Origin of the sequence: Methylorubrum thiocyanatum, assembly GCA_014138645.1 — a bacterium.
Lineage (GTDB): Bacteria > Pseudomonadota > Alphaproteobacteria > Rhizobiales > Beijerinckiaceae > Methylobacterium > Methylobacterium thiocyanatum.
Window position 1 is genome coordinate 597060 of the sequence record JACJIB010000004.1, and the last position, 12776, is coordinate 609835.

Sequence of the window (12776 nt, forward strand, 5' to 3'; positions counted from 1 at the left end):
GGCCCCCGCGCAGAGCGCGACCGCCGCCTTCCGGACCGGCCGGCGCAGGCTGTCGGGACGACGCGACAGAAAAGCCGGCGCCGCAGGACCGCGCTGGCGGCCGCCTCGAACGTTCGCCGACGGATGAAGCCGGCGGAAAGATCCGGTCTTCGGGCAGTCACGCGGCGGGCTCTGCGACCGGTACACTTGGCGGCGCAGATCTTGAGCAAACTGACGAAGTTATGAGCAAGACGAATTGTTTACACTTGCCGTGGGACAGTCCGGATGTCCTACGGGGAAGCCATGCCCTTGAACGATTTCGAAGCGTTGGCGCGAATCGCCTTCGATTGGCTCTGGGTCACCGATGCCGAGGATCGATTCAGCTACATCTCTCCGGGCGCCGAGCCGATGCTGGGCCGCCCGCCCACGAGCCTGATCGGCACCAAGCGATCGGCCATGATCTGCGAGGCGGCGGGCGCGAGCCTGGCCACCTATCGCGAGACGATCACCGCCCGCCGCCCGTTCCGTGAACTGACCTACGTCTACCGGCATCCCGACGGCACGCCGCGCTGGTTCGAGATCAGCGGGCGCCCGCATTTCTCGGCCGAGGGCACGTTCCTGGGCTACCAGGGGGTCGGCAGCGACGTCACCGAGCAGCACCGGACCCGCCTCGCCCTCGTCGAGGCGCATGCCGAACTCAGCGAGCAGAACCGGCGCTTCGACGCGGCGCTGGAGAACATGACCCACGGCCTGTGCATGTTCGATGCGGAGCAGCGGCTGCTGGTGTGGAACCGGCGCTACCTGGAGATCTTCGGCCTGCCCGAGGGCGCGCTCCATGTCGGCATGGGCCAGCGCGCCATCATCGAGGTGCTGGTGGCGCTCGGTCGCTACAAGCGCGGGCTGACCGTCGATGCGGTGAGCGAGGGCACCCGCACGTCGCTGACCGACGAGGGGCCGAAGGCGGTGCTGCGCGAACTCGCCGACGGGCGGGTCATCGCGGTGACCCACCGGCCCATGGCCGAGGGCGGCGGCTGGGTGGCGACCTTCGAGGACATCACCGAACGGCGGCGCAACGAGGCGCGCATCATCCACATGGCCCGCCACGATGGGCTTACCGACCTGCCCAACCGAACCCGCCTGCGCGAGATCGGGGCCGAGCGGGTCGAGGCGCTGCGGACGGGCGCGGACGGGCAGCTCGCCGTGCTCTGCCTCGACCTCGACCGGTTCAAGCCGGTCAACGACAGCTTCGGCCACGCGGTGGGCGATGCCCTGCTGCGGGCGGTGGCCGGGCGGCTGCGGGGGCATGTGCGCGGACACGACGTGGTCGCCCGGCTCGGCGGCGACGAGTTCGCGGTGCTCTCCCACGTCGAGGACGCGGCCGGGGCCATGGGGCTGGCCGAGCGCCTGATCGAGATCGTCGCCGCGCCCTACCGCCTCGACGGGATCACCGTCGAGATCGGGATGAGCGTCGGCATCGCTCTGGCAGGGGCCGAGGACGACCTCCCGCGGGACATCGAATGCCTCCTCAAGGAGGCCGACATCGCCCTCTACGAGGCCAAGACGGGCGGGCGCGGCACCGCCCGCCTGTTCGAGCCGCAGATGGACGCGACCCTGCGCGAGCGGCTCGGCCTCGAACGCGAACTGCGCGAGGCGCTGGCGCAGAGCCGCTTCGAACTGCACTACCAGCCCCTCGTGGATCTCTCCGACAACCGCATCACCGGCATGGAGGCGCTGGTGCGCTGGCGCCATCCCGAGCGCGGCCTCGTGAACCCGGCGGTGTTCATCCCGCTGGCGGAGGAGACCGGCCTGATCGTGCCGATCGGCGAGTGGGTGCTGAGCCAGGCCTGCCGCGACGCCGCCGCCTGGCCGGACGCGATCAGCGTGGCGGTCAACGTCTCGCCGCTGCAGCTGCGCAACCGCGGCTTCGTTCAGAGCGTGCTCGGCGCGCTGGCGACCAGCGGCCTCAAGGCGAGCCGGCTGGAACTGGAGATCACCGAGAGCGTGCTGCTCGACGACACCGAGGTGAACCTCGAGACGCTGCACAGCCTGCGCCGGCTCGGGGTGCGCATCTCCATGGACGATTTCGGCACCGGTTATTCCTCGATCAGCTATCTGCGCCGCTTCCCCTTCGACAAGATCAAGATCGACCGCTCCTTCGTGCCCGACTCCGCCGGGCAGTCGGATGCCGGCGCGATCATCCGCGCCATCGTCAGCCTCGGAGCGAGTCTCGGCATCACCACGCTGGTCGAGGGCGTCGAGACCGAGCCGCAGCTCGCCACCATCCGCGCGGAGGGGGCGCAGGAGGTGCAGGGCTACCTGTTCAGCCCGCCCCGGCCCGTCCACGAGATCGCGGTCCTGCTCGAAGCCGGGATCGCCTCCGGGGCCGGCAAGGCGGCCAATCCGGCGGAAATCCCGGCCCGGACGCTGGCGGCCTGAGGCGGCTTCGAAGTCTGCCCGGCCGGGAACGCCGGCGCGATTTTCGAGCGAGATCCTTGAGAGAGATCCTCGGCAGCGGTCCTGCGCGCGGGCCGGAGGCGCCTTCGGGCCGCCGCCGATCCGGAACGCTTGGCGTCCGGCGGCGGTTTTCAGCGCCATCGACGGAACGAATCCGGCAGCTTGGCAATTTTCCAAGCCAGGAAAGACTTCCGAAACACTGCAGGACCCCGTCGGACGACGGACGTCAGGAGGATACCATGATCGGCTGGGCTGTTACCTTTCTCGTCGTCGCCCTGATCGCCGCGCTGCTCGGCTTCGGCGGCATCGCCGGCACCGCCATGGAGGCGGCCAAGATCGTGTTCTTCGTCGCGATCGCGCTGTTCCTGATCTCGGCGGTGATGGGCGCGGTGCGCGGTCGTTCCCCGCGGTTGTGACGGCGCCGCTTCTCTCGAAGCGTGCCATGAAGGGCGGTCCCGCGCGGGACCGCCTTTTCCTTTTGTGCGGACCGCCGCTCTGGTAAGGGGCGCGGATGACCGACATTCCAGACCCCTCCCCGGCCGCGCCCGCGGACCAGACCGCGGATCAGCCCGCCGCGCCCGAGGGCGAGCGCATTGCCAAGGCCATTGCCCGCGCCGGCATCGCGTCCCGCCGCGATGCGGAGGCGATGATCGAGGCCGGCCGCGTCAGCCTCAACGGCAAGATCCTGACCTCGCCCGCAATCAACGTCACCGAATCCGACCGCATCGCGATCGACGGCGAGCCTCTGCCCGCCCGCGAGCGCACCCGGCTGTGGCTGCTGCACAAGCCGCGCGGCGTCGTCACCACCGCCCGCGACCCGGAAGGGCGCCAGACGGTGTTCGACGGGTTGCCCGACGACCTGCCGCGGGTCGTCGCCATCGGCCGGCTCGACATCAACACCGAGGGGCTCTTGCTCCTCACCAATGACGGCGGGCTCGCCAAGGTGATCGCCCATCCCGATACCGGCTGGCTGCGCCGCTACCGGGTGCGCGCCTTCGGCGACATCACCCAGGCCGATCTCGACCGGCTCAAGAAGGGCGTGACCGTCGACGGCATGGAGTACGGCCCCGTCGAGGCGACCCTCGACCGGGTGCAGGGCGACAACCTCTGGCTCACCCTCGGCCTGCGCGAGGGCAAGAACCGCGAGGTCAAGCGCATCCTCGAACATCTCGGCCTCTCGGTGAACCGGCTGATCCGGCTCTCGTTCGGGCCGTTCCAGCTCGGCGATCTCGAAGTCGGGCTGGTCGAGGAGATCCGCACCAAGGTGCTGAAGGAGCAGCTCGGTAAGAGCCTCGCCGAGCAGGCCGGCGTCGATTTCGAGAGCCCGGTGCGCGAGGCCATCGCCCCGTTCGGCAGTCCGAAGAAGGCGGCCCGCGCCGCGCAGAGCCCGCGAGCCGAGGCGCCCGCGGGGCGGGGCGGCCGTCAGGGCGCCCACGACGAGGGACGCTCGGAGCCCCGCCCGGGCGCCCGCGGCGGGACGGCGGGCCGTCCGCCGCGCGATCCCGCCCGTCCGGCCGCGCCGCGCGCCGGTGCGCGCCCGGCCCAGCGGGCGCCCTCGCCCACCGTGTGGCGGGCCGATGACGAGACCCGCCCCCGCGCCAGCAAGGTGCCGCGCCGCGGCACCGATCCGAAGACCGCCCGCGCGGCGGCGGCCGAGCGCGGCCGCGAGCGGGTCGGCGCGATCCAGGCGGCCGGCGAGCGCCGGGTGCTGGTCGAGCGGCTCCAGCCCACGCCGGAGACGCCCGCCCCCGAGCCGCACCGCCGGGTCCGCTTCCGCACCGAAGAGGAGCGCTCCGCGCGTCAAGAGCGGCCGGAGCGTCAGGAAAGACCGGAGCGTTCGCGCGAGGACCGGCCGCGCCGGGATGCGCCTGCGGGCGATGCCCGTCCCCGCCGTCGCGAGGCCGGAGAGGGCGCCGCCCCCGAGCGGCGCGGGCCGCCGCGCGAGCGCCGCTTCGAGGGTGAGGGCCGTCCCGAGGGCCGCCCGCCCCGCGAGCGCAGCGAAGGCCGGCCCCAGCGCGACCGCGGCGAGGGTGCCCCCCGCCGCGAGCGTTCCGCCGAGGCGGGGGCGCCCGAGCGCCGCGGCCCCCCGCGCGACCGGCCCCGCGCCGCCGAGGGCGAGCGCCCGGCGCGTCCCCCGCGCGGGGCCGACGCGCCCGAGCGCGGCGGTTTCCGCAAGGGGCCGGGGGGCGGCTCCGGCGGCAAGCCCGGCTTCAAGGGCGGTGCCCGCGACGGCGCCAGGGGTGATTTCAAGGGCGGCGCGAAGGGCGGCCCCCGGGGCGACTTCAAGCCCGGCGGTGGCGGCGGTGGCCGGCCCGGCGGGCGCCCGGGTGGACGTCCCGGCGGAAAGCCCGGTGGCGCGCCTGGGGGCCGTCCCGGCGGCAAGCCGGGGCCGCGGGGGGGCGGCCGTCCGCCCCGCGGCGGGGCCTGAGGCCTGACGCGTGCGGATCGTCGGCGGCGAATGGCGCGGGCGCAGGCTGATCGGGCCGAAGGCGGAGGGCATCCGCCCGACCTCCGACCGCCTGCGCGAGGCCCTGTTCAACGTGCTGGCCCACGCCTACGACGACGCGGCCGAGGAGGCGGTGGTGCTCGACCTGTTCGCGGGCACCGGCGCGCTGGGCTTCGAGGCGCTCTCCCGCGGCGCGGCCCGCGCGCTCTTCGTGGATGAGGGGCGCCAGGCCGGTCTGCTGATCCGGGAGGGGATCGCCGCGCTCGGCTGCGCGGCCCGCGCCCGGCTGATCCCGCGCGACGCGACCCGGCTCGGGCCGGCCCTGGATCAGCCGGCAACCCTCGTCTTCTGCGACCCGCCCTACGGTAAGAACCTCGCCCCCGCCGCGCTCACCGCGGCCGCTTCCGGCGGCTGGCTCGCGCCCGGCGCCCTCGTCCTCGTCGAGGAGGCCGCCGCGGCCGGCCCCGTCCTGCCGCCGGGGTTTTCGGAGCTGGAGCGGCGCGGCTACGGCGAGACCGCGGTGACGTTCGCGCGGTTCGCGGGGTGAGGGTAGCGGCTACCTCTGTAGGGCTTAGCCAGTAGAGCGCGTCGAGCGGCTCACTGTTGCCGATGCATGTCCCGTCCGCAAGCGCTCGCGCTCTGCATCGATCGCTGCGGCGCCTCGCCGAATACTGCGCCAGCCGAACCAAGCCGCTACCAGAGCGAAGAGCGGGGGGAAAAGTAGCCAGAGATGGTTCATACCCGTCATCTAAGCCCGTCGAGCATGGTTCTGCCCCAATTATGTAAGCCTACCGCGACCAAAGCCCAAACGATCATTGTGATGAGCGTCACCTGCCCTTCAGGCGGAGCGGATGAGAGCGGGAAGCTGAGGCCGATGATCGGCAGCAAAAATCCTCCACCGAAGAGCGCAATGGCGATGTTATTGGCCGCCGATGCGGTGAGCTTGGTCTTCTCGTTGTGGACGAGGATGTGACGCTTGAGAGCGTCCGTGTCCTCTGCCGGGGAAGGGGGCGAGCCCGATGTCATATGAACTCCGATTGATCTCGCCCTGCTCCCGGCTCTGAAGCCACCCAGTCGCAAAGAGAGTTTAGGCCGCGGTCTCCCAGCCAATCAACCCAGGGCTGTATGAATCGCTCGGCGACCGGCCAGCTCCGGACCCGGCTGAGAACCGTTCGAGGGTGGTCGATGGTCGCATCGCATGGCTCGCCGCGCCTTTGCGGGCCGCTGCCCTATCTCGCTCGGGCTACGCCCATCCGCGAGAAGGAGGCCCGCGTCCATGCCGCCTGCCCTGCCGCCCGTTCCCCCGCTCTCCCGCCGAATCCTGCTCCAGGGTGCCGCCGCCCTGGCCGGGGCAGGGCTCGCCCCGACGCTGCTGCGCCCGGCCCGCGCCGCGGAGGCCCTGATCACCCGGCCGATCCCCTCCTCCGGCGAGCGGCTGCCGGCCATGGGCATCGGCACCTCGCGCCGCTACGAGGTGGCGGTGACGCCTGAGGCGACCGCGCCCTTGCGCGAGGCGGTGGAGCGCTTCGTGGCGCTCGGCGGGCGGGTGATCGACACCGCCCCGAGCTACGGCACCGCCGAGGACGTCCTCGGCCTCATCCTCCAGGGTCTGCGCGAAAAGATCTTTCTCGCCACCAAGGTCGCGGCCCGCGGCCGCGAGGCCTCGGAGGCCGAGACCGCGCGCTCGTTCCAGCGCCTGCGCACGGACACGATCGACCTCATTGCCGTGCACAATCTGGTCGATACGGAGACCAACCTCGCCGTCCTGCGCGCCCTCAAGGACAAGGGCCGCATCCGCTACCTGGGCGTCACGGTCTGGCGCGACGAGCAGTTTCCCGATCTCGAGACGGTGATGAAGCGGGAGAAGCTCGATTTCGTGCAGGTGAACTACGCCCTCGACAGCCGGCTGGCGGCCGAGCGCGTCCTGCCGCTCGCCGCCGAGCGCGGCGTGGCGGTGATGGTCAACGTGCCCTTCGGCCGCGACCGCCTGTTCAAGGCCGTGAAGGACAAGCCCCTGCCTGATTTCGCAACTGAGTTCGGCTGCAGGAGTTGGGCGCAGTTCTTCCTCAAATACGTGCTCGCCAACGAGGCGGTGACCTGCCCGATCCCGGGCATGGCCAAGGCGAGTTACGTCGAGGACAACCTCGCCGCCGCGACCGGGCGGCTGCCGGACGCTGCCGAGCGGCGCAAGATGGAGGCCTTCATCGATGCGGTCTGATGCTTTTGTCACTTTCGCGCGGCGCGGGGCGCTAGCGGCCATTCTGTGCACGCTCGCCCTGCCCGCGCTCGCCCAATCCGAGAACAGCAAAAAAATCGGGATCGTCGGGGCCGGCAATATCGGCGGGACGCTCGGCCGGCTCTGGATCAAGGCGGGCTACGAGGTGTTCTTTTCGTCCCGGCATCCGGAGGAGCTGAAGCCGCTCGTGGACGAACTCGGCTCCAAGGCCCATGCGGGCACGCCGGCCGACGCCATCGCCTTCGGCAACGCCGTGCTGATCGCCGTGCCCTACAAGGCCTATCCGGAATTGGGGCGCGAGAACGCCGCCGGGCTCAAGAACAAGGTGGTGATCGATGCCGGCAATGCGGTGAAGGCCCGCGACGGCGCGGTCTACGACGAGGTCGAGCGCGACGGCATCGGCGCGACCTCCGCCAAGTATCTGGCCGGTGCCCGGGTGGTGCGCGCCTTCAACGCGGCGAACTACAAGGTCTTCCAGAAGAACGCCGGCCGGCCCGAGCCGCGCATGGCGGTGCCGATCGCCGGCAACGACCCGAAGGCGCTGGAGACCGCGCGGACCCTGGTCGCGGATGCCGGCTTCGATCCCGTGGTGGTCGGCGAACTGAAGGCGGCCGACACCTTCGCCATGGGCTCGCCCGGCTTCGGCCACGACCTCTCGGCACCGGAACTGAAGCAGAAGCTCGGGGTGAAGCCTTGAGCGAGGCCCCGGCCTCTTCGTCGATCTCGAACCGCCTCGCCCGCCTCATCGACGTGAGGCCGGGCGAGGGCCCGGCGCTCGCATGGTCCTGGGCCTACATCTTCGCGCTCTTGGCGAGCTACTACGTGCTGCGCCCGATCCGCGACCAGATGGGCGTGGCGGGCGGGCTCGAAAACCTGCCCTGGCTGTTCCTGGCGACGCTGGCCGGCATGCTGGCGCTGAACCTGCCCTTCGCGTGGCTGGTGAAGCGCCTGCCGCGGGCGCGCTTCGTGCCCCTCACCTACCGCTTCTTCATCCTCAACATCCTGATCTTTGCCGGCCTCATCGCCGTGGCCGAGGGCGAGACCGCGGTCTGGGTCGGCCGCGCCTTCTTCGTCTGGCTCTCGATCTTCAACCTGTTCGTGGTCTCGATCTTCTGGGCCACGGTGGTGGACGTGTTCTCGACCGACCAAGGCAAGCGCCTGTTCGGCTTCATCGCCGCGGGCGCCACGCTCGGCGCCATCTGCGGCTCGGCGGTGACGGCGACGCTGGCGCGCGACGTGCCGACCTGGGCGCTGCTGCTGACCGCCGCCGTCCTGCTGGAGGCGGCGGTCTTCGCCATGCGGGGGCTCGCCCGCCTGATCGGGCGGCTGCACGAGGTGCCGGAGGAATCGCGCGCGGGCGAGACCATCGGCGGCGACGTGCTCGCCGGCGTCCGCCGGACCTTCGCCTCGCCCTACCTGCTCAACATCGCAGGGTTTCTGGCGCTGTTCTCGGTCACCGCGACCTTCCTGTATTTCGAGCAGGCGGGGATCGCCAAGCGCAGCTTCCCCGACCGGGGGGCGCAGACCGCCTTCTTCGCCAGCGTCGATCTCGCGGTGAACGCCCTGACGCTCGGGGTGCAGCTCTTCCTCACCGGGCGCATCACCCGGTGGCTCGGGGTCGGCGTGACCCTGGCGCTGCTGCCGGCGGCGAGCATCGTCGGGTTCGCCGCGCTGGCGCTGTCGCCGAGCGTCGCCTCGGTGGTGGTCATCTACGTGCTGCGGCGTGCCGGCAACTTCGCCATCGCCCGGCCGGTGCGCGAGGTGCTGTTCACGGTGGTGCCGCGGGAGGACCGCTACAAGGCGAAAAGCTTCATCGACACGGTGGTCTACCGCCTCGGCGATCAGGTCGGCGCGTGGTCCTATACCGGGCTGTCCGCCCTCGGCTTCGGCGGCCACGCGGCGGCGGTCGTGGCGGTGCCGCTCTCGGCCGCCTGGCTCCTCAACGCGCTCTGGCTCGGGCGGGCCCAGGCGCGGCGGCAGGCGGTGGCGCAGCAGGACAGTTCAGCGTCGTTGTCACCCCGGACGGCCTGAGACGTCCTCTTCCCTCCTGGCTGTCATTCCGGGGCGCTGACAAGCGAACCCGGAATCCACGACGAGCCGCGCTATTGCCATGTGTCCCGCATCACGGGTGGATCCCGGGTTCCGCTTCGCGGCCCCGGGATGACGAGAGCCGATGGCACGGAAGCGATCATTCGGAGATCGCATGAGGCGCCTTGTTGGGAAGGTTATTGTAAGGTCAGACTCGTTTCGTCTCCGACGACGGCTGTCTGACTCGCCGGAGCCGGTGACGATGCGGCATCGCATCACGCCGAGTGTTTCCGTGTCCGATCGGACATAGAACAGAAACACGGGCCGTGCTGTCATCCCGCGCCCTCAAGTCTCCCCGCCTCTCCGGCCGGCTCACCGGGAATCCATGGGACTCGTCCAGTACGCCCTCAAGTTCCGCATCACGACCTACGTGCTGGCCGTGCTGATGATGCTCGGCGGGGCCGGCGCGATCGTCGTGACACCGAAGGACGTGCTGCCCGCCGTCGACATCCCCGTCGTCGTCGTGGTCTGGACCTATACCGGCCTGTCCGCGCCGGAGATGGAGAAGCGGATCACGACCTATTCCGAGTTCGGAATCTCCAACAACGTCAACAACATTGCCCGGATGGAATCGACGAGCCTGCAAGGCACGTCGGTGATGAAGATCTATTTCGACCAGAGCGTCAGCATCGATCTCGCCATCGCCCAGGTCGTCTCCTCCACGAACTCGATCCGCGCGCTGATGCCGCCGGGCGTGCAGCCGCCGGTGATCGTGCGCTTCTCCGCCTCCTCGGTGCCGGTGATCCAGCTCGCGCTGACCTCGGCCAAGGACAGCCTCAACAAGGTCTACGACTACGCCCAGTACCGCATCCGCCAGCGGCTGACCCAGGTGCCGGGCTCGACCCTGCCCTCCCCCTTCGGCGGCGCGCCGCGGCAGGTGATGGTCGATCTCGACCTGCACGCGCTCCAGGCGCTCGGGATGACGCCGCTCGAAGTCACCAACGCGGTGACCTCGCAGAACCTGACGATTCCCTCGGGGCTCGCCAAGATCGGCGAGCAGCAATACCCGGTGCAGATGAACGCGACGCCGGACGCGATCGCGGCCTTGAACGAGATCCCGATCAAGGTGGTCAACGGCCAGCCGGTGCTGGTGCGCGACGTGGCCTATGTCCGCGACGGCGGCCCGCCGCAGGTCAACGTGGTGCGCGCCGACGGCCAGGCCTCGGTGCTGATGCGGGTGCTCAAGAACGGCACCGCCTCGACGCTCGACGTCGTCAACAACGTCAAGGCGGCGCTGCCCGACATCCGCGCGGCGGCCCCCGAGGGCATGGAGATCAAGCCGCTCTTCGACCAGTCGGTCTTCGTCTCGAACGCGATCGAGGGCGTGTGGCACGAGGCCGTCATCGCCGCCTGCCTCACGGGTCTCACCATCCTGCTGTTCCTCGGCTCGTGGCGCTCGACCCTGATCGTGCTCGTCTCGATCCCGCTCTGCCTCATGACCTCGCTGGCGCTGCTCGCCGCGCTCGGTCACACCATCAACGTGATGACGTTGGGCGGTCTCGCGCTCGCCGTCGGCATCCTCGTCGACGACGTGACGGTGGCGATCGAGAACACATACCGCCTGTTCGAGGAGGGCAAGCCGTTCCGCAACGCCGTGGTCGAGGGCGCGGCGGGCATCGCCAAGCCGGCCCTGATCTCGACGCTGTCGATCTGCGCCGCCTTCGTCTCGGTCTTCGCGCTCACCGACACCCCGAAGTACCTGTTCACGCCGCAGGCGCTCGCGGTCGTGTTCGCGATGCTGACCTCCTACCTCCTCACCCGCACCCTGGTGCCGGTGCTGATCGACGTGCTGGTCGCCCGCGAATACCTCCAGCACCATGGCGGCGCGGAGGACGCGCCGCGCCGCGGCCGCGTCGAGCGGGCGCTCGGCTGGCTGCTCTCGCCGCTCTTCCGCTTGGCCGGCGCCTTCCGCCGCGGCTTCGAGGCGCGGTTCGAGCGGTTCCACCGCGGCTATGTCGGGCTGCTCCACGCGGTCCTGCGCCACCGCATCGCGACGATCGTCGTGGTCGGCCTGCTGTTTGCCGGCACCGGCGGGCTCTTCGTCTTCACCGGCCAGGACTACTTCCCGCAGGTCGAATCGAGCCAGATGACGCTCCACCTGCGCACCCGCCCCGGCATGCGCATCGAGACCGCCGAGCAGACCTTCGCCGCGGTCGAGGCCGTGGTGCGCGAGACCATCCCCGAGGGCGAAATCGACCAGATCCTCGACAACATCGGCATCCCGTCGAACAACTACAACTTCGCCTTCTCCGACGGTTCGTTCGTCTCCTACAACGACGGGCAGATGCTGATCGACCTGAAGGACGAGCACGGCCCGGTGGCGGAGTATCAGCGGCGCCTGCGCGAGACCTTGCGCGAGCGCTTCCCCGACATGATCGTCTACTTCCAGCCCTCCGACATCATCACGCAGATCCTCAATTTCGGGGTGATCGCGCAGATCGACGTGCAGGTCTCGGGCCGCAACACCGTCAAGGATCTGGAGGTCGCCCGACGCATCGAGGCACGGCTGAAGGAGACGCCCGGCCTCGTCGACGTGCACCTGCACCAGATCGTCGACACGCCGCAATTCTTCGTCGATGTCGACCGGCGGCTCGCCTCCGAACTCGGCCTGACCCAGCAGCAGGTGGCCCAGAGCCTCAACGTGTCGCTGTCGGGCTCCTTCCAGGTGAACCCGAATTTCTGGACCGATCCGAAGACCGGCATCCCCTACCAGCTCTGGGTCCAGACGCCGGAATACCGCAACGACTCGCTGACCGCCCTGCAGAACACGCCGCTGTTTGCCCGCGCCAATGCAGGGGGACGTGACGGCACCGGGCCGGGCGCACTGACGCTGCTCTCCAGCATCGCGACGATCACCCGCCAGCCGACGCAGACGGTGATCAACCACGTCAACACGCAGCCGACCTTCAATGTCTACGCCGCGGTGCAGGACCGCGACCTCGGCTCGATCGCGCGCGACATCGACCGGATCGTCGCCGAGGAGCAGACGGCCCTGCCGGCCCCCGACAAGATCACCGTGCGCGGGCAGATCGAGAACATGCGCGCCGCCTTCTTCCGCCTCGGCATCGGTCTCGGCATCGCCATCGTCGCGGTCTACCTCCTGATGGCGGTGAACTATCAGAGCTGGGGCGATCCCTTCGTGGTGCTGGCCGCCCTGCCGGTCGCCTTCTGCGGCATCGTCGCGAGCCTGTTCATCACCGGCACCGCCTTCTCGATCCCCTCCCTGTTCGGGGCGATCATGTCGGTGGGCATCGCCTCGGCCAACTCGATCCTGCTCGTCACCTTCGCCAAGGAACATCGGGAGGCCACCGGCTGCTCGGCGCACGAGGCGGCCATCATTGCGGGCGAGACGCGGCTGCGGCCGGTGCTGATGACCGCGAGCGCGATGTTCCTCGGCCTCGTGCCGATGGCGCTCGGCACCGGCGAGGGCGGCGAGCAGAACGCGGCGCTGGCGCGGGCCGTGATGGGCGGCATCGCGCTCGGCACGCCCTCGACGCTGCTGTTCGTGCCCTTCCTCTACAGCCTGTTGCGGCGGGGCGAGGCCAAGCCGCTCGAGGATTATGTATGATGCGG

At 70.4% G+C, this 12776-nt stretch carries 9 protein-coding genes; 8 read left to right on the top strand and 1 reads right to left on the bottom strand.

Annotation, left to right across the window (positions count from 1 at the left end; all coding sequences use genetic code 11):
- Positions 1–282 precede the first annotated feature (282 nt).
- The 4 genes from HNR51_RS14015 to rsmD all read left to right on the top strand — a co-directional run bounded on the left by HNR51_RS14015 (position 283) and on the right by rsmD (position 5426).
- Positions 283–2415: a putative bifunctional diguanylate cyclase/phosphodiesterase gene (locus HNR51_RS14015; RefSeq protein ID WP_182555370.1), complete on the top strand. Its 2133-nt coding sequence runs from the start codon at positions 283–285 to the stop codon at positions 2413–2415.
- A 257-nt stretch (positions 2416–2672) separates the two neighbouring features.
- Positions 2673–2849, top strand: a complete 177-nt coding sequence (locus tag HNR51_RS14020; protein ID WP_012456035.1) for a DUF1328 domain-containing protein — start codon at positions 2673–2675, stop codon at positions 2847–2849.
- A 95-nt stretch (positions 2850–2944) separates the two neighbouring features.
- Positions 2945–4861, top strand: coding sequence for a pseudouridine synthase (locus tag HNR51_RS14025; RefSeq protein WP_182555297.1), 1917 nt, complete (start codon positions 2945–2947; stop codon positions 4859–4861).
- A gap of 10 nt (positions 4862–4871) precedes the next feature.
- Positions 4872–5426, top strand: a complete 555-nt coding sequence (rsmD, locus tag HNR51_RS14030) for a 16S rRNA (guanine(966)-N(2))-methyltransferase RsmD (RefSeq protein WP_182555298.1) — start codon at positions 4872–4874, stop codon at positions 5424–5426.
- A 197-nt stretch (positions 5427–5623) separates the two neighbouring features.
- Here rsmD and HNR51_RS14035 read toward each other — a convergent pair whose 3' ends face one another.
- A complete protein-coding gene (locus HNR51_RS14035; protein ID WP_182555299.1) occupies positions 5624–5905 on the bottom strand; it encodes a hypothetical protein in 282 nt (93 codons plus the stop codon).
- A 250-nt stretch (positions 5906–6155) separates the two neighbouring features.
- Here HNR51_RS14035 and HNR51_RS14040 point away from each other — a divergent pair, with 250 nt between their 5' ends.
- The 4 genes from HNR51_RS14040 to HNR51_RS14055 all read left to right on the top strand — a co-directional run bounded on the left by HNR51_RS14040 (position 6156) and on the right by HNR51_RS14055 (position 12771).
- Positions 6156–7097, top strand: a complete 942-nt coding sequence (locus HNR51_RS14040) for an aldo/keto reductase (RefSeq protein ID WP_182555300.1) — start codon at positions 6156–6158, stop codon at positions 7095–7097.
- Positions 7087–7812: an NADPH-dependent F420 reductase gene (locus HNR51_RS14045; RefSeq protein ID WP_182555301.1), complete on the top strand. Its 726-nt coding sequence runs from the start codon at positions 7087–7089 to the stop codon at positions 7810–7812. Before HNR51_RS14040 ends, HNR51_RS14045 begins: the two co-directional genes overlap by 11 nt.
- Positions 7809–9146 (top strand): NTP/NDP exchange transporter, encoded by a 1338-nt coding sequence (locus HNR51_RS14050; protein WP_182555302.1) that lies wholly within the window; start codon positions 7809–7811, stop codon positions 9144–9146. The genes HNR51_RS14045 and HNR51_RS14050 overlap by 4 nt, the downstream gene beginning before the upstream one ends.
- 382 nt (positions 9147–9528) lie before the next feature.
- Complete coding sequence (locus HNR51_RS14055) at positions 9529–12771, top strand: efflux RND transporter permease subunit (protein WP_141953182.1); 3243 nt, start codon at positions 9529–9531, stop codon at positions 12769–12771.
- Positions 12772–12776: the final 5 nt, after the last annotated feature.

Coding starts and splice junctions, on each gene's coding strand:
- HNR51_RS14020 (WP_012456035.1), top strand. CDS start 2,673: ATGATCGGCTGGGCTGTTACCTTTCTCGTCGTCGCCCTGATCGCCGCG.
- HNR51_RS14040 (WP_182555300.1), top strand. CDS start 6,156: ATGCCGCCTGCCCTGCCGCCCGTTCCCCCGCTCTCCCGCCGAATCCTG.
- HNR51_RS14035 (WP_182555299.1), bottom strand. CDS start 5,905: ATGACATCGGGCTCGCCCCCTTCCCCGGCAGAGGACACGGACGCTCTC.
- HNR51_RS14015 (WP_182555370.1), top strand. CDS start 283: ATGCCCTTGAACGATTTCGAAGCGTTGGCGCGAATCGCCTTCGATTGG.
- HNR51_RS14045 (WP_182555301.1), top strand. CDS start 7,087: ATGCGGTCTGATGCTTTTGTCACTTTCGCGCGGCGCGGGGCGCTAGCG.
- HNR51_RS14055 (WP_141953182.1), top strand. CDS start 9,529: ATGGGACTCGTCCAGTACGCCCTCAAGTTCCGCATCACGACCTACGTG.
- HNR51_RS14025 (WP_182555297.1), top strand. CDS start 2,945: ATGACCGACATTCCAGACCCCTCCCCGGCCGCGCCCGCGGACCAGACC.